Origin of the sequence: Algoriphagus terrigena DSM 22685 (genome assembly GCF_000429445.1) — a bacterium.
Lineage (GTDB): Bacteria > Bacteroidota > Bacteroidia > Cytophagales > Cyclobacteriaceae > Algoriphagus > Algoriphagus terrigena.
Genome location: NZ_KE386904.1, coordinates 194049 through 215967 on the forward strand (window position 1 = coordinate 194049; position 21919 = coordinate 215967).

The window sequence follows — 21919 nt, forward strand, 5'->3', positions numbered from 1 at the left end:
CGTGAGTGTCGCCACTCACGGTTTTTGTTTGGAGTGACTCAACACTTTATCGGACCCTCTCACCTATGGTATGTGTCGTCACAGACCACCGATTTTGGAATTTACTCTTGTCTCAGCCAAATGGATTTATCACCTTCTTCTATCAATGAGCCATCATCTTGCAGCTTGAATGTCAATTCCAGTCCAAACTGATCATTCTTTTTAATCTCAATTTTTTGCCCCTTGATCTGATAGGAAGTTCTGGACACGATGTCTCCGCCGTATAAAACATCCGCTACTCCTCCCCCAAACAAAGTGACGAATCTGCTGCAATTATACATCGGAGAGGTGCCGAGATCACATCCTTCAGGAGTATGGGTAAACGTCCCCAAGATCTCCGGTTCCTCAAGTTTATCGCAGGAAATAAAAGCAAACGCCATCAGCGCCAAAAAAAGCAGGTTTTTCATATTAAAAGGTTTAGGTACGCTAGCCAGACGATGGCAGGAAAACAGACGCTACTTCGAGTCTGTCTTTTTACAATCCGCCTTTGCGTCTGGCGATGAAATTGCAGTCTCTGTTTTACAGAAAGAAAGGTCACCGATGGTTCCTTCGACTTTTAGAAAGCTTGATTGCTTTGCCATGTTCAGTTTGTTTTTTGGTGAAAGATGACCAAATCTCAACGAAGGAAAGTGAAAATCAACCCCCCCCTGACTCTAGCGAAAAATTGAAAAATGAATACATTTTCAGTTTATAGGCGTACAACGACAAATCTCTAAAATCAAATGTCAGTAAGATGTCGGTTGAATGTCGTGGTAAATCCCATTTTAAGATTAAAATTAAACTCTAAATTGTAGTTGGGATTTCTCAAAACCTCTATCAGAATGACTAAAGAAGACTTTGGAAAAAAATTGTTTGAAATCAGGAATGCTAAAGGATTAACACAGGATGATCTTGCGAAAAAATGCAAAATCACAGCTAGGACAGTTCAGAGAATCGAGGCCGGCACAGTTACTCCAAGAGCTTTCACTATCAAATTAATTTCCGAAACTCTTGAATTTGACTTTTTTGATAGTCATTACCGCTTACCTGAAATTAATTCTGACAATCAGAAATTCAATGCTAGTCGAAACAGAGCAACCCATTTCTTTAAAGATCTCCTTAATTTAAAATCCAATGCCATGAAAAAAATTTCAATTCTATCTGTATCCCTATTGCTGGCCAGCTTTTTTTTCGTGAAAATCTTAAAAACAGATGCACAATCTGTGCCCTTGGATAAAACAAAAAACCTAACTATAGAGCTTAATAAGGATAATTCTATATCAAAGGTTAACGCATTTTTTACAAATGATCTTAGCCTAGAAGAACTTACTGAAGTAAAAAACAAATTAGCTGAAAATGGTATTAACATTCATTACAGATCTCTTGAGTTTGATGAAAATGGAGGTTTGTTAGGTATTACTTGTGATGTTGATTGCACAGATGGTTTTAAAGGAAGTTTTTCAATTGGCATGTTGAACTCCATAAATAAAGATCGAAGGGTAGGATTTGTTCGCAACTACTCGGATGATGCAGAAACACCATTTTGTACCGGTGGCTGCAATCTTTAAACATAGCAAAATCAAATTATCAGACCGCATTCCAATACACTTGATTAATCTGATAAAAGGACTCAACTCCCCTTTGCTTAGGTTTAAATGTCCGGACGGTTTGAGAGATTCCTTGTGAAATGCAATAGGTTTGAAGCGAAAAGGTAAAATCGATTCCTTCGTCAAACTCACCACTCAATAAGGTAGCGTCCCGATACGGTATGCTATTCGGACAGGCTCTTTCCTACCTCACCCCAGCTCCCGATTCCCGATTCTCTAGCAATCGGGATTAAAATCTCGGGACAGGTCCTCTCCTTTAGGAGAGGGAGCTTGAGCAATGGTAGACTGGCAGATTCTGGTTCGATCAGAGCTGTTTACATCCAAAGCCGAAGCGATCAGGAGCAAGAAAAAGATATGTTCCGTCCCCATGGGACTCTGAAATCTAATATCTTCCTTATTCCAGCCATCAAAATGGCTGGCTATGGAATCGGCCGTCCCGATGGGACTTTTTGGATTCGCATTGCTGGACACCGGGCCCAAACTCCCGCTGCGCTTCCCGATTCGCTAACGATCGGGATTAACACCTCGGGACAGGCTTTCTCCTACCTCACCCCAGCGACCGATCCGCTCCACTCCATCGAAGAAGTTTATAGACGCCTATGCATTGAGGCTGGTGAAAAGAAGAGATCTGGCAAATCTGTGGGTTAGGTACCGGAATACAGCCAGGAATGACGAGGAAAAAGAAAAGGCCCAGTTTGAAATTGACTGTCAGCTACATTATCTCCTTGATGGCAGATTATTCCCTTTAGTCCATGGGAAAACAGGAAAAACAGAGAAAACCTGCAGCTGGGAAATTCTCTTAAATCCTTACCACCATGCCTTCAGCTAAGGGCTCCAGTTCAATTTGAAATTCGTCTACCTCTTCACCCTCCTTGATATCCACCACTTTCCAAGTGATCCCATCAGAGAACAGCGTGGCACCGATTTTCAAGAAAGAAGGAGGTGGGTTTACAACCACCATTATTTTACGGGATCCTTTATTTTCTGTCTCGATACTCTCTTTACCACCCACTTTCCCCTCTAGTTCCTCTTCTTCCAAGTCTGCCTCGCGATGCGGCATGAATTGCCGGGCAGCGGTAAAATGGTTGATTCCATCGTGCTGGATGTACAATACATTTTCTCCGATATTGGTCGTGGTATCTGTCCAGTCCTCCCCGCGGTAAAATACCATGGCACCTCGATCACTAAGCCCCATTACTTCCAGGATTATGTCGAGGTTCTGTTGAGTAGCATAGAGCATGTCGCCCAGGGGTACATTTAGAATCTCACGGACACGGATCACCGTTTCTATTGATGGACGCGCTACGTTCGCCGCATCGGCAATGGCATCGAACAGACAGTTATTTACACCAGCTAGAACTTTCCGATCCAGGTAATTTTCCGAAGAATAGAATTCGCGCATTTCATCGACATAGGAAGAATCCAATTTAGTGGAGCCACTTTCCGACGCACTCGAATCATCCAGATCATTGCTAATGGGCCTAAGTGCATCCAGTCCTCCCCCTATTTCCGGCTTTTTCCCTGTTTCGGCAAATTCGGCAGCCCTTGGATAAGCCTGGGCAATAAAAGTATTGTGCCTGTCCTTTGCCTTGGCACCTTGGGAATCATAGAGCTTTCCGATGGCTTCTTTCACTTCTTCAAAGGTTCCAATATCTTCATATTCAAAATTTAACAAGACTGCCCGCCATACCCCTTCTGCATTGCCGGTCGTCTTAATTGAGTCCTGCGAGATAGTGGGCAGAAGGTTCAAATAGGAAAGCGTATGTGTGATCATTTGCTGAATCCTGTCTATGCTCGCCTCTTTCTCAGTAATTTTATCGGCGTTTTCGATAGATGCTCTCGCTTCAACAATAAGGTATTCGGCATTGTCCCCCAATGTCCCCTTTGAAAGATGATCCCCAAGCTCGAGGGTTTCACCGATCAGCAGATGCATCTCTTTTACCGCTTCCTGCAAGGTCTTGCCCATCAAACGCCTCCGGACCCGATCCAGATGAACAATCCATGCGGTTGAGTGCGCACCCATCGAACCTTTGAAGGGAGACGGAGGTCTGCCGCTGGAGAGCATTCCAACGATCCTGACCTGTCCGGATGTTGACATCAACATCAGTTGGATGGACATGCTATGAGTCTCATGCACTATGGTGCCTTTCGGTGCATCGATCTCGAATTCTTCCTCACCTGCCTCGGATTCCCCGGAAATATCCATGCCGAGATCGCTACTCAGAGGACTTAATCCCTCATCTGATATAGTTGATATCGGCAGCTGCGGTTCGGGGTTTTCCGATTCCTCTTCCATGCCAAAGCCAGTATATGCTGGAGATAAAGGGTAACTTAATGGAGATCCAGGAGACGAAGGTGGACCTACGGACACATCATACAGATCTTGAAGATCTTTCTTTAACTTACCTGTTCCCGTTTTTGCAAATTTCGAACTTAGATGTGACGAAGTCTCAATAGCCGTTTCATGTTGGGTTTCCTTGTCGTATTGTGGCAGTTCCTTATTGATTCTTGCCCTTAGTAGACTAGCCTCTGATCGTAATTTCTTTAACTCACCCGAATATTTACCGCCAAGTCGATTATTGATCCGATCCAATCCTGGAAATAAACTGTTCACTTTTGAAAGGGCACGATATAATTTGGCCAAAGCTGAGAGCTTAGAAATCACAAATTTTCCACTTCTTTGAGGTAATTTTTTAAGTTTAACAAACTCCAAAACACTATTTTCCAAACTCCATTCTAGCTGGTCAAGTTGATTTCTTGCATGAACCAGGCCCCATTTCATGTTGGTTTGATCCAGTTGGCTCAGTCTCGGCTCCAGTTTTGACACAGGAAGCTGACCGTCGATCAGAGCGAAGCACTTCGGAAACATGGCTTCAATGGATTTAAGGTGTTGATTCCAAATAGGCTCCAAGCGTTTCATCGCACCGGATGGCGGGTCTTCCACATTTCGTCCAACCAAGGCATTGACCAATTTGGGTTCGTTCTCCACTGCCACCATCCCGGCTGCTTGATCATCGAACAGGCCATATACGGCTTCGATTAGGTTTTCATTAGTTATGCTTTTATCCAGGCCACGCTCAAACTGGCTCAAGGTAGCCGCATGGCGGGATTCTCCATGGCCTTTGCCGGCCAATCCTACTGAAACCGCAGCCACATTGATTGTACTGAAGGGTACCAATTCCCTCGCACGTAAGTAGGCATTCACTGCCAGCTGCAGATGGTGAATAGCCATATCTTCTCCTCCACCTGAATAGTATGCCAAAATGGACCCAGCAATGTGTCTGTTGAATTCATTCAATTCTTCCTGAACATCCGGAGTTTCGAAAATGGCGATCCCGGGCAATTCCCGAATATGCTGAAACATCTCATCCAAGGCATGGGTCGCTTCCGGTATCGTCAGGTTTTGTAATTTGATGTTCAGCCCCTCTACATGCACGATAAATGCTGTACTGTGATCTCCCATACGACTGCCGTGTGCACGCGGTGGACGACCGCGGATCACTAAATGGCGGATTCTTCGGGGGTCATCATTCATGACAATCTGGGAAGAAATCAGTTGGATCACCTTGCGTTGTACCGCCACATTTACCGGTCTAAAGGCAGCTTCATCTGCGACAGGAGGACCGTGAAGTCCTATTGATGCAGCCTTTGCTCCCATCACATCCGCTTCTTTTTCCAATCCGGCATCGTCGTTGACATTTACTCCCGCCTTCATCTGAAGCGTAGGCTTTACCCTGCCCTGCTTCTGCTGCACCAAGTGCCAAGCCTCATGGGGAAGGTGTTTTTCCTGTCCCGGTCCCACGTGAATATCTGTTCCCTGGGCATAAGCATGTGCCTGTAATTGGGCGGGCTTTCCTGAATTGTAGTGAACCTTCACATCTTCGAGAGAATAACCGGAGAGACTTTCCACGCCGGACTTAAGGGAGTCGGGCAAGCCGGTCTTATTTTCTTTTTTCTGGACAGCCGTTCCATTTGCTATCTCACTGAGCTTCCGTTGGGTTGCAGTCTCAGGTCTATTGTCTTCAAACTGAAAGGATGAAGCCGAAAGATCCGGTGTTGCGGGTGTATTCGCCTGTACGGATGGTGTCTTTGGGGCTGCGAAGCCCGCTGCAAATGAAGGCATAAAAAGTTCGATTAAGCCGGTACTCCTTTCCTACCCCGCGTCCAGCCCGGTTTGTCAACTAATTCAACTAAAAATAAGGGATCAAGCGATCAATTACAAATGGCTGATTCAAGTCACTTTCGAGTGGGGCTTTTGCCAGCGCCAGAGGAAGGCATGAGCAGAACCACAGAGTTTTTAAAACAAAAAAAAGCGCATCCTCTTAAATTTGCAAAGCTTGCCCTCCCATTGGAAAAAGATGGGGCAGATCCGTCTGTCAAAAAAGCACATCTTTACACCATCAACAGTATCCCAATGTCCACCCCGATCTTCACCACCAAAAAACTGGAAAAACTGATCCAGAAGTACGTCAAGCCCAAAGCACAGGCCGGAGAGCCCGGGATTCTTGGAAAATGGAACGCCACGGTCTTCTATGTCAACCGGAGAAAGAACTGGCTGCTGTTTAATCCCCAGACTCACTATTCGGTGATCCTGGAAAACATCACCGCCAAAGACCTGGCGAACATTCAAGAAAAGTTTCGAGAGGAGTTCCAACTACAGTTGCTCGTAGACGGGATCGATATCACCCAAAAACAGGTCGACTGGCTCATAGAAGATGTCAGCCTCCACTCCACCGATGCCGACCGGAGTGCTTTGGGTTATATCAATGAGATCTTGTATACGATAGATTGTTATCAAGACCCGGAGTACTACAAGAGCCTCGCCGAAATAAACGTCTACCTCAACAACAGTATCTTCAGTCTCGACGGCTCATCCAGATACACCCGGCTTACCAAACCCAAAGAGGAAATGGAAAAAATACTAAAGGCATATATGGGTACAGAAGGGGACATGTCCATCCTCCCTATCTCGTTAAACTGATCGGGGCAGCAAACTATCGGGAAACCGGTTTCCTAATTGGGAAGAAAATCGTGTTTTGGGGCAATCCCGACGGACTGTCGAGATCAATATCCCTACTATCGACTGGACCATTCATCTCGAGAGACGGTTTTCCTCTCTTAAACGCTGATTTCCAGACTAAACAATGTCTTTCCATCTTGATCATCGTAAAAGCCCTTTGGAGACCAGCTACTTTCAGATTCAAGCACAACGTAGCGCTAAATTCTATTGGTTAATTATCTCGATGGCTTTGCTCAGCACCTCATCTCCCCCTTTTTTGACCCCTTCGATCGTCGGCGTTACAAAAAAGTCAGGTACAATACCCGCTCTTTGGGTTTCTGTACCGTCAGGATAATAAACCCCTATTCCAGAAATCATGGTTCTTAATCCGCCAGGCAGTGAAATTTCTGACACATTTCCGTCAGCTCCTGCGGTGGTGCTGCCAACTATTGCTGAATTTTCAACTGCCCTGAATGCCATGGCAGTGTACTCAGCTTGGCTTTGGGAATTTTCGTTGACCAATACAACCAATTTTCCGGTATACGTATTTCCTTGACTCGGTATTTCCAAATTACCGGAAAGAGTGAATTCTCCGGGATTAGCTACATTCCCGACGGTAAATTTCACAAAGGGAGTAGATTCAGACATAAAATAAGTTCCTAAGGCAAATGGAACAAATGTCGATGGATAATTCCGAATATCGATAATGATCCCCTTTGTGTTAATAAAGGACTTTTTTATTTCCGGGATATCTTCTTCTTTGATATTTGCTAACGTGATGTACCCGATATTTCCATCTAATATCCTATAACATTTTTGATCCTTATCTACTTTGTACCAATGGTACATGTTTAGACTCCCCCTTTCATGCAAAGGCAATTCATGTTCGAGGGTTTGATTTTCAGAGACATAGGTTAAGTTGAGTGTTGAGTCGCTGGACCTTAACAAATCTATTGACACATCCCGCAACAGCGAGGCTTCATTTGAGACCGGATAGTAAGTTTTTAAACTGTCTACCAGTGAATCAATTGTTTTGCCATCGATGTGAGTGATGATGTCTCCAATCTTCAGTTTACTTTTCTCTGAAAATTCCGGGTTGTAATAGTCTGCTACTACAAATTTATTTTCCACAAACTCTCCCCTAAAAGGAGCAAAATTACTTCCCCTCAGCTCCGAAATTTTATCTCCACCTCCCCATAAATTTGCGTGTGTATCTTTTACATCCCCAATGATCTGAATTGCAGCCAGTTCATACTCCAATTCATTTGACGCATTGATAAAACCAGGCAGATATTCTCTAAGAACACCGCTCCATTCCTTGTCGGTCAGGTGTTTGTATGGAAAAAAATACTCAATCATATTCCAATATCTGTAAAGAGAGAGCAATCTAAACCCACTGTCAGGGTAAGGATTGTCAGAATAGGAATTCTCATTTGTGAATTGTGGATTTCCCACACCAGGATGAAGTCCTATGTAATAGTGCTCGTCTTGATTTCTATTGGTATAGATGTCCTTGATCTTTGATTTCAATTCCACTGACAGATTTGAATCATCTATCCAGGACAGGTTGGGTTTCAGCACCGCATCATTTGCTGTTGTCTTACAATTCTCACAGGGATTCAGACTTCCATATTTTTCAAGCCAAGCAGTGAGAACGTTATCTCTTTCCTGACTGTTTTTTGCATCTAAATAGCTTGGTAAAACTCTAAACAATTCATAATCCCAGTTGTACTTCCCCTTGGCAATTTCAGGATGATGGTATTTTAAGAATCCCCAGATTCTCCCCAGGAGTTCCAAGTTATCCATTACTTCCGGGTCTAAATCGGGAAAGACTATGGATGAGCCATTGTCAAATTCTTTGTCATGTTGGGCAGGCAATATTTCCGGCTTGTAGATTTCAATGCCGGCGTCATTCAAGTCCTTTCCGTCTATAGAAACTCTCAAATCATCCAACCACATTTTTCCTTTTCCAGACAGTAAACCGCCAACAATGATCTGTTGTGTGTTTTTTGGATTCAGGGGTAAGGTAATTTCATATTCTTTCCAGTCAGTTGTTCCTGTTATCCCCCTGTCACTCATATTGTCTAAGGCTATTCCGGGGTCAATTCTCATCCAAAGACCTGCAAATCCTCCGGACACGTTCTCCGTCTTGATAAATCCAGATAGTTTAATGGACTTACCATTGTAATTATTGGGCAGGTTAAAGGCCAATGCTTTGAAGTCTGACGGACTTTCAGCGCTTTCAATTACGGCGGAAAACTTCCCGCTTTTTGCAGTTAGCGAATCAATATAAATCTTGTAATCCTGGCTCCCAAAGCTTTCCCATCCACTGGGAAAACCCTTTCCACTTTCTTCAAAGTCAAGGTTTAACTTATGAGTCTCAGAATTTTGAGCGCAAGCAAATAGAGAAAACAGAAAAGTAATCAGTATGCTTAATGATAGGTTTTTCATACTAGAATTTAATACCTGTAATTTATTGCGAAAAAGGGCGTTTGAAAAATCCATAAACTACTGAATGACAATTTTTTGAATTTAATTCTCAGCGTTTCTCTGGGTTTCTTGTCAAGGTCAATTGCAAATTAACAATTTCGGTTAAAAGTCTGGCTAATTTGTACGTTTTGTTGGGAGTCTCCTGCAGCCTGGTCTCCAGATTCGAGGTGCTTCTCGGGACAGGCTCTCGCTAAATCCCACCCTTCAACCAGGCTCTTCGCTAGATTAATTCACAGGATTAATCCTCAACGCTCAGCCCTCCAAAGGGATCATTTTTTGACGCTCGCCCCTCCTACAAGCTGGCTTCCCGATATGATTGAGCTAATCATAATTTTCGGTCATTTCCGAACATTTTTGTCCGCATAAGTAAATACTTAATATGAAATAATAGGCTTCGAATGGGATTTAGACGCTTTCGTTTTGGTACAGAACTCGCGTAAATTTTATTCTTTTCCCTTGACGTATGATTCGAAACTATCTCCGCATAGCGCTGCGCAATTTCAAACGCCAGAAAGGGTTTACCCTGCTCAACGTCATTGGTCTTGCCGTGGGACTGGCCAGTGCTGCTTTTATCTTTCTGTTTATTATCGATGAGTACGGCTTTGACCGATTCCACCCCGACGCCGACAATATCTATGTGCTGGGAGCCCAGGGAAAGTATAACGGGATGCAGTCAGCCACGGTGATGGCGCCGGGCGCGTGGGTGCAAGCCCTGAAGGATGAATTTCCGGAAGTCAAGTCGGCAACGCAAATGCTCTCACCGGGATTTCCGGCTTCATTTCGCAATTCCGAAGTCGATCGGATTGTGCTCTCAGAACAGTTTTTTTGTGTCACACCCGATTTCAAAGACGTGTTTTATTTTTCGCTGACTCACGGAAATCCGGCTACTGCTTTTCAAGACAACCGAAGTGTCGTGCTGAGTGAAACGGCAGCTGCACGGTTGTTTGGCAGCCAGAACCCGGTAGGCGAAACATTGGAGATAAAACATGTTTTCCTGAGTCCTGACAAGTACACGCCCTTGAAGGTAACAGGTGTGATGAAGGATTATCCGCAAAATTCCCACATCCGGCCAGACTACCTCTTGAGTATGGATCTATTTGCAGAGCAGCAGAGTTGGCAACAGAACTGGGGTGCCGACTATGGGTGGTTCAACTCCTACGTACGGACAACCGATCAGGCGAATGTCACCTCGCTGGTTGATGAATTCGAAAAAATGATTCAAACGCATTTACCGAAAGAGGTTGATCGTTTCACAGAACCTTTCCTGCTTCCCCTAAAGGATCTCCATTTTGATGAGGAACTCAACATCGATGGAATACCAAGAGCCGATATCAAGTATCTGTACATCTTTGCCTGCACAGCGTTGCTGGTTTTGGTAATGGCTGCTATCAATTATACCAATCTGGCAACGGCAAGGGCTGTATGGCGGGCTAAGGAGATTGGTCTTCGAAAGGTTATGGGCGGCAGACGTTGGCAACTGATAGGACAATTTTTGGGAGAGTCCCTGTTGACCTCTTTTGCCGCGCTTCTGGTTGGATTGCTGTTGGTGGCCTTGCTGTTGCCCATATTCAATTCAATTTCCGACCGTCAGTTCACGTTTAATCATCTGCTGCAAGGTCAATTGATTTTTGTCCTGCTGGGCACCACCGTACTGGTTGGGTTGCTGGCGGGCAGCTATCCTGCAATCTACCTGTCTGGCTTACGGCCGATTTCTGTACTGAAAAACACCCGGTTTGTAAGCGGCAGTTCGGGTTTGTTCCGAAAGGGCTTAATCATGTTGCAGTATGCGGTTACGCTCCTGCTCATCGTTGCGACAGGAGTGATGATCCAACAGCTGAATTTCATCCGCAGCTCGGCACTTAGCCAGAAAAGTGACCAGATGCTGTCCATTCGCTGGTCCGGTGTCGCTTCGCTGGACAAATACCAGATTCTAAAGAGTCGCATCCAGGAAGACCCCCAACTGCAGGTGGTAACGATGGCCAATCACCTGCCAATTCAGGACTACTTTGGATCATTGCAACATCATGTCGATTTTCCCGAACTGGACGAGCAGCCCTATGAATGGTCTGCACTGTTTGGCGATTATGATTTTCCAGAGGCGTTCAACCTCGAGCTAATCGCCGGACGTGGATTTGATCGTGGTAATCAGGCCGATTCAAATGCTTACTTACTCAATGAAAGTGCTGTAAAAGCATTGAATCTACCGATAGAAAAAGTTTTAGGGTTGTCGCTTCAAATCAAGCCCTCCTGGGATGAATCCAATAACAAAAAGAGCGGAGTGGTTATCGGCGTGGTGCGTGACTTTCCCTACCAGTCCTTTCGGCACAGCATTAGCCCTGCGGTGATCAACGCTCATCCTGACCCGATTGATCAGATTGTTTATGTGAAACTACCAGCGGGCATGTACCAAGAAAAGATTGCCAATCTGGAAAAGATCTGGAAGCAAGTATTGCCAGAAGACGGCTTTGATCACTGGTTTATGAGTGAGGAATTTGAATCGATGTATGAATCTGAGACCAGGATGGTTAACCTGTCAAAGACATTTTCACTTTTGTCCATCCTGATAGCCAGTGTAGGTTTATTTGGCTTATCATCATATATGGCGAGGCGGCGTTCTAAGGAGATTGCGGTTCGTAAAGTAGTAGGGGCCAGAGTGCCGGGGATCTTTTGGCTGATGTTTACCACTTTTCTTAAACTACTGGCTTTTGCATGTCTGGTTGCCGTACCTATCGCTTGGTTCGCGATGAAAAGTTGGCTTGAGGACTTTACCTATCAAGTAGAGTTGGGTCCGCTCATTTTCTTCTTGGCCATATTGCTGGTGGTGCTGCTGACAGTGGCTTCCGTCAGCTATGAGACGATACGGGCGGCCATAGCAAACCCTGTGAATGCGCTTAAACAGGAGTAAGCTAAGCGCCAAGAAAAAACCGAAATTGGAGGCACTTAAAGATGCAACTGCAACCGAACACTGCAAACTGAAAATGGTTTCGACTCTCCCGATCCGCCGCGGCGGACCGGGACAGGCTGCTCAACCTGACAAACCTAGAACTGCTCACTGAGCTCCGATTGCCTCCTGCGCGGCTGCGAACTACCTACTGAAAACCGGCTCCTACCCCCTCGGCTCTCTCGTTCCTTCAAACAATTCATATTTGAGCAGGCGACAGTCGATCGTCCCGTTCCAAAACTCTATCCGACGGCTGGCTTTCAAGCCGACCTTCTTGGCCAGCTCTAGATTTCCTGTGAATATATAGCCACGGTATCCAGCGCATTTTTGCTTCATAAAGTCCCCCATCCGCTTGTAGGTTACTTCGAGTTCGTCGTTTTCACCCAAGCGCTCTCCATATTCAGGATTGAACATGATCACGCCACGGGGCTTTTCCGGGATCTCAGTCTCGGCAAAGTCGCAGGTTTGGAACTCGATCATGTGATCTACGCCTGCGTACGCGGCATTTTCCTGCGCAAAAGAGATAGCCTGTAAGGAAATGTCCGAAGCGATGATCTTCACTTCTGTCGCCTCCACGATCTTGCTTTCGAGCTTTTTCTTTTTTGCCAAAAAGGCCTCCTCGTTATAGCCCAAGATATGCTGGAAGGAATAATGATCGCGGTACAATCCCGGATAGCGCTTGGTCGCCATCAATGCCGCCTCGATAGCCAAAGTCCCTGATCCGCACATCGGATTGATAAAAGGCACACGTGTATTCCATTCCGTCGCATAGATCGTCGCTGCTGCCAGGGCTTCCATCATCGGCGCCTTGCCGGGAATCTTGCGATAGCCGTGCTTGGCCAAGGTCTCGCCGGAGGTGTTGAGGTAGACTGACGCCTGTGTTTCTTTCCAATACACCTGAATCACCAGACCGTCAAAGTCTGAACCCGAGTCGGGCCTTCTGCCTTTTTGCTCACGGAAGCGGTCGACGATGGCGTCTTTTACTTTCACATTCACTATGAGCGGTGTGGTGATGGATTCGTTTTCGGCGACAGAATTCACCGAAAAGTACCCGTCGACGTCGAGATATTCTTCCCAGGGGATTGCTTTGAACTTCCGGTAGATGTCCTCTGCATTTTGCAGGTAAAAAGATTTCAGCTCATACAGTACATGGGAGGCTGTGCGCAGGTGCAGGTTGAGGTCCATGCAATCTTCCATGCTGGCGCGGAGCTCAAGCCCCGTTCGCATGACCGAGGTCGGCACAAAACCCAGTTCCCTTACTTCCTTTTCCAAGTAACTCACCGAGCGATCCTTGCAGGTGATGAACACTTTCCCTTTTACGTTAAAATCAAGCATGCGCAAAAGTAAGCAAGGGCGGTGGGAGTTCGGTTCTTCGAAAGAGATTAAATCCAGCAACGGGCGACGTTTCGCAGCCTGGTGCATATTGACTCGTTTCCATTTTCCTCTCTGCTTACAGACCTTGCTTCTTACCACTTTTTAGATCTTCAAACCATCTATCCCTTTCTTTACGCATCTCGCAATCGTTTCCGTAACTTGGATTTCCGGCGGGTTGTCCCTGCTGTCATTTATCTGGAATTTTAACACAAATCCATAACCCAAAAATAAATGAACCATCCCCTCAGAAAGAGTCTCTTCTTTCTCTCAACATTAGCCCTGATCAGCTGCTCCAAACCCGCTGTGGAAGCGGAAGATGGCTGGAAAAATCTTTTCAACGGTGAAGATCTCACTGGCTGGAAAGCAATCGCCGGCACCGCAACCTTCGAAGTAGTAGACGGCGAAATCGTCGGAACTTCCGTAGCGGGATCTCCAAATACCTTTTTGGTAACCGAGGAAACCTACGGTGACTTCATCCTGGAACTGGATCTGAAAGTCGAACACACGACCTCCAACTCCGGTGTAATGGCGCGTGGACAGTTTGACCCAGCCGCCAGAGAAGGCAAAGGGATGGTCTTTGGCTACCAAGTCGAAGCCGATCCATCGGAGAGAGCCTGGTCTGCGGGCATCTATGACGAAGCCCGAAGAGGCTGGCTGTACCCCCTCGACCTGAATCCTGAGGCAAAATCCGCCTTCAAGCTTGGCGAATACAACCACTACCGCATCGAAGCCATCGGCAACGAGATCAAGACTTGGCTCAACGGACAGGAAGTCGCCTATGTGGTAGATGACATGGACAAGACGGGCTTTATCGGCCTGCAGGTGCACAGTGTACGTGACTCTACCGAGGCCGGCAGAAAGACCTATTTCAAAAACGTGAAGGTTCAAACTGAAAACCTTCAGCCTCAAGCCTTCAGCAAAGACATCTATGTCGTAAGTACCGTCGACAACGCCCTGACGGAATACGAAACAGGAAAAGGCTGGAAGCTTCTTTTCAACGGAAAAGATGGCTCGGGCTGGAGAAGCGCCAAGTCCGACAGCTTCCCGAGCAGCGGTTGGACAGTGAATGACGGAGTGTTGTCCATCGCCAAGACTGACGGCAGCGAGTCTACCAATGCAGGTGACATCGTGACGGTCGACAAATATGCTGCGTTCGATCTTTCCTTTGACTTCAAATTGACCGAAGGAGCAAACAGCGGCGTGAAGTACTTTGTGACACTTTCCGAAGGAAATACAGGTTCGGCTATCGGCCTGGAATATCAGGTGCTGGACGACGAAAATCATCCAGATGCCAAGATGGGTATCGCCGGCAACCGGACGCTTTCTTCACTTTATGACCTGATCACGTCGAGCAAGCAGCCAAGATTCATGAAGCCAATCGGCGAATGGAACAAGGGACGCGTGGTGGTCTATCCTGACAACCGTGTGGAGCATTACCTCAACGGCGTAAAAGTGGTCGAGTATGTAAGAGGTTCGCAGGAGTACAGAGACTTGGTCGCCAAGTCTAAATACCAGAAGTGGGAAAACTTTGGCGAAGCCGCCGAAGGACACATCCTCTTGCAGGATCACGGAGATAATGTGAGCTTTAAAAACATCAAAATCAAATCACTGAAATAACCCAGAACGACCATGAGCCAACAGAATCGAAGAGATTTTATTAAGAAAAGTGCCGCTGCGACGCTTGGTATTTCTGCCTTGGGCTCTGTTGGCTTTTCGGCAAAATCCTACGCCCGCATCATCGGAGCCAACGAGCGTCTGAATATCGCAATTGCAGGTTTGGGAAGAAGACTCGGAGCGTATTATGAGCCGATCGGGCTGGCCTCCAGCAATGTCAACCTGCTCTATCTCTGCGATGCGATGCAATCCCAGATGCCAAAAGCAGCTAAAAATTTCGAAAAGCACATCAGCTACGCACCCAAACTGGAGCAGAACATCATGAAAGTGCTCGAGGACAAAGATGTGGACGTGCTGATCAATGCAACACCGGATCACTGGCATGCGCCGGGCACTTGGCTGGCATTGGAACGCGGCAAGCACGTGTATGTAGAAAAGCCCTGCTCCCACAATCCCCGCGAGGGCGAATTGCTGATCGCTTTGCAAAAGAAATACAACAAAGTCGTGCAGATGGGAAATCAGCAGCGCTCAGCTCCCGAAAGCCGCGAGATCATCGCAGCGATTCACAATGGTGCGATTGGCAAAGCCTTCATGGCGAAAGCCTTCTACAGCAACAACCGCGGAGAAGTGCCAAAGCCGGTAGCTCAAGCCGCTCCGACGGGACTGGATTGGGATCTGTTTCAAGGACCAGCTCCGCGAAAGCCTTACATGCACGATACCTGGGACTACAACTGGCACTGGTACGGTTGGGACTACGGCACTGCCGAGACCGGCAACAACGCCACCCATGAACTCGACGTGGCCCGCTGGGCACTGCAGGTGGACTATCCAAGCGAGGTAAGCGTGATTGCTGACAAGCGTCACTTCGCTGAGGACGGCTGGACGATGTATGACACGATGGATGCGACCTTCAAATTCGGCGACAACAAGGTCATCCAGTGGGATGGAAAAAGCCGAAATGCGTACAAAACCTATGGCACGGACCGGGGAACCATCATCTACGGCACCGATGGCTCTGTCTATGTGGACCGCGGGGGATACAAGCAGTTTGACCGTAGCGGCAAGTTGGTGAAGGAAAATATGGGCGGCGGCTCTGAAGGCGGCACCCAGCTTGGAGGCGGCGGAGACATGAGTACGACGCATATTGTCAATTTCTTCAATGCCGTCCGTGGCCTTGAAAAGCAAAACTCCAACATCGAAGAAGGCGCTGTGTCTACGCTTCTTTGCCACTTGGCAAACATCAGCAGCCGAACAGGAGAATCCCTGATCTGCGACCCAAAAAACGGCCACATTCAAAACTCCGAAAAAGGAAAAGCACTCTGGACTAGAGAATATGAAAAGGGTTGGGAGCCTCCAAAGATTTGATTCGCTAAGTAAAAATTGGTTTTCTTATTTCACCAAACACCTGTCTTCGAATCGAAGGCAGGTGTTTTTTTTAGCTTCCATACAAACTGTCTCGTTCGTTTTTTAATAACCCCTTAAAAAATCCACGATTTTGTTAACTATTGTTCAATAGAATCACTGTTTGAAAGTCAAATCAATAAAATACTGAAGTATGGTAACGAAGGACTTTTCGTGTGCAATCGATTTCGTAAATAGAACCTTTGGGATTTTGATCAACATCCACCTTCTATCTACCTTTTATCGAGAAAAATGACAGGTATTTTCCGCTCATCATTTATCAAAGAATAACCTAATAATTTACCTATTCTATCTTTTAACAATAACCCATTTTACTATGCGTACAAAGTTTTACACCTACCTCTCGGTGGTGTTGCTCTTGTTGCTTAGCGTAGGCTATACGCAAGCACAGGATGCTCCAGTCAGTGGCACCGTTTCAGACGAAACCGGCTCACCCCTACCCGGTGTGACGATTCTCCTGAAAGGAACCACCACAGGAACCACCACAGATTTAGATGGAAAGTACTCCATCTCAGGTCCAGCCGATGGCGTGCTGGTCTTTTCATTTATCGGATACACTCCCCTCGAGGAGACGATCGGCAATCGCAGCCGTATTGATGTCAACCTCAATCCTGACCTGGCTGATTTGGAAGAGATTGTTGTAGTCGGATATGGCACCGTGAAAAAGAGCCAGTTGACCGGTGCGATCTCCTCAGTGGGAAACAAAGAAATCCAGGAACTCCCCATTACGGATGCTCGCCAAGCCTTGCAGGGAAGAGCTGCCGGTGTGGATGTAACACAAGCCGGTTCTAAGCCAGGCTCAGCTCCCCAGGTTCGTATCCGTGGACGTCGATCCTTCAACGCCTCCAACGAGCCACTTTATGTAGTGGATGGAATCCCCACAGCGGGCGGTATCGGCGACATCAACCCAAGCGACATCACTTCCATGGAAGTACTGAAGGACGCATCCTCTACAGCGATCTATGGGTCAAGAGGAGCTAACGGTGTCGTTCTGATCACCACCAAGCGCGGAAACGTTGGAAAAACAGTTGTTTCTCTGGATGCTTATTACGGAATCAATGACGAGATGGGAAGAATAGACGTCTTTAACGGTCCTGAGTTTGCAGAATATAAGAGAGAGTCCAGAAGAACTGTCGGAACCTATCCTGCGGGACCTGGGACGGAAGCTGATGATGCCAAGATCTTTGAACCAGTAGAGATGGAAAGCATAGGACTGGGCCGCAGTACAGATTATGTCGCCGGTCTGATGCAAAAGGGAAGTATCCAAAACTATCAAGTCGGTGTCAGTGGCGGGAGTGACAAGACCACTTTCTTCGTGTCCGGCAACTACTTCAAGGATGTGGGTATCATTCAGAATCAGGATTTTACCCGGTATACCTTTCGTATCAACCTGGATCATCAGCTCAACAAAAAGGTCAAGATAGGAACCTCCACTTTGGTCACCTATAGTGAAAGAAACGGTGAAAACTTCAACCCAATCGGTGGCGCACTTGCAGAAAACCCGCTGGGCAAACCTTACGATGACGAAGGAAATCTAATCTTCCTCCCTACTCAGGATGGATTGAGGACCAACCCTTTTGCAGAAGTCGTACCGGGCGCTCAGGTTGATGAGACCTTCAGGACCCGCATATTTAACAGCATCTTCTTAAACTGGGAGATCACGAAGGGCTTGACGTACCGACTGGTCTTGGGACCTGACTTCAACGTGAGAAGGAGTGGCCGATTCACTGGATCTCAGACCAATGCCCGACGCGGTGCCGCCCCAACCGGAAGCGTGGACGAAAGATTTGAGTTTAACTACACGATCGAAAACATCCTGACCTACCAAAAGATCTTTGGGCAGGATCATAATTTTAAAGTCGACGTACTCCAGTCTTTCCAAAAAGACAAGCGTGAGGAAACAAGCATTAGTGTATTGGGAATTCCCGATCCTTCTCAACTATATCACAGACTCGGAGACGCTTCCCAAATCACGGGCGCAAACACCAACTTGATAGAATGGTCTTTGCTGTCCTACATGGCGCGTGTGAACTATGGCTACAAAGGGAAATACCTGCTCACCGGAACTATCCGGGCGGACGGCAGTTCCAAGTTTGGTGAAAATAACAAGTTCGGCTACTTCCCTTCAGTTGCCTTGGCTTGGAATGTCAATCAGGAGAATTTTTTAGCAAACTCCTCTTGGATAGACCAACTGAAGTTAAGGGTAAGTTATGGCTCCATCGGTAATCAGGCAATCAACCCGTACCAAACCCAAGCGCTGCTGGGGAGAACCAGCTATGCATGGGACAATACTGCGGCATTTGGCTATCGGCCTGTTTCCATCGGCAATCCAGACTTGAGATGGGAAACCTCAACAACCTTCAACACCGGTGTGGACTTCTCTATCTTCAAAAACCGCATCTTTGGCTCTCTGGAATACTACGTCACCAACACCTCAGACCTGCTTGCTCCTCAGCCTTTGCCTAACTCCACCGGATTTGGTGGTTTCATTACCAACATCGGCGAGACCCAGAACCGAGGAATAGAGGCAACAATCTCCACACTGAACATCGAGAAAGGCGACTTTGTATGGCAGACGGACTTTATCTTTACCCGTAACCGAGAAGAGATCCTTTCCCTTCCCAATGGCGACGATATTGGTGCAGGCCGATTCATCGGGCAGCCTTTGTCCGTTTTCTTTGATTACAAAAAACTCGGCATCTGGCAGACAGAGGAAAAAGATGAAGCGGCTAAATATTCTGACATACCCGGTTATATCAAGATTCAAGACACCAACGAAGACGGGAGAATCAATGCGGAGGACCGGATAATTCTGGGATCTACAGTCCCAGATTTCTCCTTAGGATTGACGAACCGATTCAATTTCAAATCCTTTGATTTCTCCTTCTTTATCTTCGGGCGGTTTGGATCGATGATCAACAGCGAGTTCCACACCAATAACAACTATCTCGCCGGACGCTATAACAACCTGGATATCGACTATTGGACTCCAACGAATCCAACCAATCTCTATCCGAGACCGAATCAAAACCAGGAGTTTCCGAAGTACAATAATTCCCTGAGATACTATGACGGCACCTTTGTCAAGGTCCGAAACATCAACTTTGGTTACACCTTTGGCTCCAATGTTCTGGAAAAACTCAAGCTCAGCAGCTTGAGACTCTACACCAGCATCCAAAACCCCTTCATCTTTGCTGAGTACCGCAGCGTGCACAAAGGGATCGATCCTGAAGTATTCATGGATACTGAGCAGGGAGTTGACGCGGGTGTGGTCAGTGGTAATATCACCCCGCCAACCGTCCAGTACACCTTCGGTATCAACGTGAAGTTTTAACCCAAAGCAAATCTGACGATGAAAAACATACCAAAAACATATCGAATTAATACGTGGATCAAAGCAGGAACTTTGGCCTTGGCATTTTCCTTGCCCTTTTCCTGTCAAGATGTCCTACAAGAAGACGTAATTTCCCAGATAGGCAACAACTACCTGAACACCTCTAAAGGATTTGAAGACGGCGTCAGCGCTGCCTATACATCCATGAGGGCCTGGTACGGCACCGAACGGGGGCATAGTATGACTGAGTTTGGCACCGACATCTATACCAATGGCGCGGACGGTTCCTGGAAGTTTATGAATACCTATACCACTGATTTTGACTCCCAAAATGGCTTTGTCCGTGAAATCTGGGATGAGTTTTATCGGGGTATCAACACCTGTAATGCGATCATTGACCGTTCGGTGAATGTTACCGGCATAAATGAGGCAACCATGAAGCAACGGATAGCCGAGGTGAAGTTTATCCGAGCTCACCACTACTTTCTGATGGTTCAGCTTTTTGGGCCACTTGATTTGCGGCTCACCGAAACACTTCTGCCAACCAAGGAAGTGGCCCGCACTCCTGTGTCGGAAGTGTACACCGCGATTATTGCGGACTTGGAAGCAGCCATTCCAGATTTGGAAGCGCTAAAAGCCTCTGCGCAATATGGAAGAGTGACCCGACCCGCGGCCCAACACCTGCTGGCGAAAGTCTACATGACCAAAGCAACTTCTGAGGCCGCTTCATCGGATGATTATGCCAAAGCGGAGCCTTTGTTGAAAAGCGTCATCAATGACTATGGCTTTATCTTGCTACCTGATTTTGCTCAAGTCCACCAGTTTGGCAATGAGCGAAATGACGAAATCGTCTGGGCAATCCAATATACCCGCGACCCGCTGACAAATCAGCAAACTAATACCACAGCTAACCCTGTTCTAAACAACGGAAACAACTCTCACCTCTATTTCCTGATGGAATATGACACCCAACCGGGGATGAGAAGGGACACTCAAAACGGTCGACCATTCAAAAGATTCCGGATGACCCCTTATGCCATCAACACGGTATTTGGAGACAGAGTGAACGACAGCCGGTATAAAGCATCCTTCAAAGATGTGTATTACTCCAACAACCTTGGTACTAACGGCGGTAAGTTTAACACTAGCTTCGACCCGTCTAAACCCAGCGTCACTTTTGCCCTGGGAGACACCGCCATCTATATCCCTGGCTACGAGATGTCTCTGGAGGAGCGGGCCAAGAAGCCGTACCAGGTTTTGGTTCCTAGCCGATATGACGAACGTTTGTTTCCAGCTTTGAAAAAGCACCTCGATCCGGGAAGAGCTGATTTGACTCAAGAGCAAGGTGGCCGCGATTTTCCAGCGATGCGATTGGGCGAGACCTATCTCCTATTGGCCGAAACGCAGCTGAAGCTTGGAAAAGTTGCTGAAGCCACTGCTACCATCAATGCCGTGAGAAGAAGAGCAGCATTCCCCGGCAAGCAAGCCGAGATGGAAATCACCGAAGCTCAGATGACCATGGAATTCCTGATGGAAGAAAGAGCCAGAGAACTGATCGGTGAACAATTCAGATGGTTGGATCTGAAGCGTTGGGGAGTCTTGGTGGAGCGTGTGAAATCCTACAACGCGCAGGGTGCTCCGAACATCAAGGACTTCCACGTATTGAGGCCAATTCCTCAAAATCAAATCGACCGGGCCGAAGGTGGCGCAAGTGCCTTCCCGCAGAATGAAGGATACTGATCACTCCCAACTTTGAATAGTAAAATAGGCTCCGAGATTCGGGGCCTATTTTTTTTAATACGATTCAATAGCTAAGAAAACAGCGCGGCCGGTATCCCATTTTCAATTTTTTTTTTAAACGAAAAGCCCCAATTGAAGCCGATTTTTTTGAAGTCTGTACAAACTGCAAAAAGCATCTTCCCTGGATAATTTGTAAGCTGGAAAATAGCTGGTTCCAAAAGGTTTTTCTTGTATTCCAGCTTTCGCAATCGATTTCGTCATTCTCGCCTTTATTGTATTGTTGGAATTATTCGGACTCAATATCTTGCCCTCGGTCATTTTCGAAGAAATAGAATCAGTTGCTCGGCAGACAAGTCCTATTTCCAAAAAATGAGCGGAAA

At 46.7% G+C, this 21919-nt stretch carries 12 protein-coding genes; 8 read left to right on the forward strand and 4 right to left on the reverse strand.

Annotated features, from left to right (window positions below; genetic code table 11):
- Window positions 1-101: 101 nt before the first annotated feature.
- On the reverse strand, window positions 102-446 hold the full coding sequence (locus G459_RS0124725) for a hypothetical protein (RefSeq protein ID WP_026969974.1): 345 nt from the start codon (window positions 444-446) through the stop codon (window positions 102-104).
- Between the two features lie 414 nt (window positions 447-860).
- Here G459_RS0124725 and G459_RS29275 point away from each other — a divergent pair, with 414 nt between their 5' ends.
- Together G459_RS29275 and G459_RS0124740 are read left to right on the forward strand one after the other, a co-directional pair.
- Entirely contained in the window at window positions 861-1586 is a 726-nt protein-coding gene (locus G459_RS29275) for a helix-turn-helix domain-containing protein (RefSeq protein ID WP_157373453.1), read from the forward strand.
- Between the two features lie 309 nt (window positions 1587-1895).
- A complete protein-coding gene (locus G459_RS0124740) occupies window positions 1896-2273 on the forward strand; it encodes a hypothetical protein (protein WP_026969976.1) in 378 nt (125 codons plus the stop codon).
- Window positions 2274-2424: 151 nt separating this feature from the next.
- Here the strand turns inward: G459_RS0124740 and G459_RS29765 are convergent, their stop codons facing one another.
- Window positions 2425-5748, reverse strand: a complete 3324-nt coding sequence (locus tag G459_RS29765) for an eCIS core domain-containing protein (RefSeq protein ID WP_084454693.1) — start codon at window positions 5746-5748, stop codon at window positions 2425-2427.
- A gap of 99 nt (window positions 5749-5847) precedes the next feature.
- Between G459_RS29765 and G459_RS0124750 the strand changes: the two genes are divergently transcribed.
- A complete protein-coding gene (locus G459_RS0124750; RefSeq protein ID WP_157373454.1) occupies window positions 5848-6606 on the forward strand; it encodes a DUF6933 domain-containing protein in 759 nt (252 codons plus the stop codon).
- A 243-nt stretch (window positions 6607-6849) separates the two neighbouring features.
- Here G459_RS0124750 and G459_RS0124755 read toward each other — a convergent pair whose 3' ends face one another.
- Window positions 6850-9075: a S41 family peptidase gene (locus tag G459_RS0124755; RefSeq protein WP_026969978.1), complete on the reverse strand. Its 2226-nt coding sequence runs from the start codon at window positions 9073-9075 to the stop codon at window positions 6850-6852.
- A gap of 502 nt (window positions 9076-9577) precedes the next feature.
- Here G459_RS0124755 and G459_RS0124760 point away from each other — a divergent pair.
- On the forward strand, window positions 9578-12019 hold the full coding sequence (locus tag G459_RS0124760; RefSeq protein ID WP_026969979.1) for an ABC transporter permease: 2442 nt from the start codon (window positions 9578-9580) through the stop codon (window positions 12017-12019).
- A 201-nt stretch (window positions 12020-12220) separates the two neighbouring features.
- On the opposite strand, the gene G459_RS0124765 is transcribed toward G459_RS0124760, so the two are convergent.
- Window positions 12221-13390, reverse strand: coding sequence for a THUMP domain-containing class I SAM-dependent RNA methyltransferase (locus G459_RS0124765; RefSeq protein WP_026969980.1), 1170 nt, complete (start codon window positions 13388-13390; stop codon window positions 12221-12223).
- A 270-nt stretch (window positions 13391-13660) separates the two neighbouring features.
- On the opposite strand from G459_RS0124765, the gene G459_RS0124775 reads away from it, so the two are divergent.
- The 4 genes from G459_RS0124775 to G459_RS0124795 all read left to right on the forward strand — a co-directional run bounded on the left by G459_RS0124775 (window position 13661) and on the right by G459_RS0124795 (window position 21539).
- Window positions 13661-15046 (forward strand): 3-keto-disaccharide hydrolase, encoded by a 1386-nt coding sequence (locus G459_RS0124775; RefSeq protein WP_026969981.1) that lies wholly within the window; start codon window positions 13661-13663, stop codon window positions 15044-15046.
- 12 nt (window positions 15047-15058) lie between these two features.
- Window positions 15059-16408 (forward strand): Gfo/Idh/MocA family protein, encoded by a 1350-nt coding sequence (locus tag G459_RS0124780; protein ID WP_026969982.1) that lies wholly within the window; start codon window positions 15059-15061, stop codon window positions 16406-16408.
- Window positions 16409-16781: 373 nt separating this feature from the next.
- Complete coding sequence (locus G459_RS0124790) at window positions 16782-19799, forward strand: SusC/RagA family TonB-linked outer membrane protein (RefSeq protein WP_026969983.1); 3018 nt, start codon at window positions 16782-16784, stop codon at window positions 19797-19799.
- A gap of 18 nt (window positions 19800-19817) precedes the next feature.
- Window positions 19818-21539, forward strand: a complete 1722-nt coding sequence (locus G459_RS0124795; RefSeq protein ID WP_026969984.1) for a RagB/SusD family nutrient uptake outer membrane protein — start codon at window positions 19818-19820, stop codon at window positions 21537-21539.
- Window positions 21540-21919 lie beyond the last annotated feature (380 nt).

Bases quoted from the DNA above. Each gene is read 5' to 3' on its own strand.
- G459_RS0124725 (WP_026969974.1), bottom strand. From the start codon at position 446: ATGAAAAACCTGCTTTTTTTGGCGCTGATGGCGTTTGCTTTTATTTCC.
- G459_RS29275 (WP_157373453.1), top strand. From the start codon at position 861: ATGACTAAAGAAGACTTTGGAAAAAAATTGTTTGAAATCAGGAATGCT.
- G459_RS29765 (WP_084454693.1), bottom strand. From the start codon at position 5,748: ATGCCTTCATTTGCAGCGGGCTTCGCAGCCCCAAAGACACCATCCGTA.
- G459_RS0124750 (WP_157373454.1), top strand. From the start codon at position 5,848: ATGGCTGATTCAAGTCACTTTCGAGTGGGGCTTTTGCCAGCGCCAGAG.
- G459_RS0124755 (WP_026969978.1), bottom strand. From the start codon at position 9,075: ATGAAAAACCTATCATTAAGCATACTGATTACTTTTCTGTTTTCTCTA.
- G459_RS0124760 (WP_026969979.1), top strand. From the start codon at position 9,578: ATGATTCGAAACTATCTCCGCATAGCGCTGCGCAATTTCAAACGCCAG.
- G459_RS0124765 (WP_026969980.1), bottom strand. From the start codon at position 13,390: ATGCTTGATTTTAACGTAAAAGGGAAAGTGTTCATCACCTGCAAGGAT.
- G459_RS0124775 (WP_026969981.1), top strand. From the start codon at position 13,661: ATGAACCATCCCCTCAGAAAGAGTCTCTTCTTTCTCTCAACATTAGCC.
- G459_RS0124780 (WP_026969982.1), top strand. From the start codon at position 15,059: ATGAGCCAACAGAATCGAAGAGATTTTATTAAGAAAAGTGCCGCTGCG.
- G459_RS0124790 (WP_026969983.1), top strand. From the start codon at position 16,782: ATGCGTACAAAGTTTTACACCTACCTCTCGGTGGTGTTGCTCTTGTTG.
- G459_RS0124795 (WP_026969984.1), top strand. From the start codon at position 19,818: ATGAAAAACATACCAAAAACATATCGAATTAATACGTGGATCAAAGCA.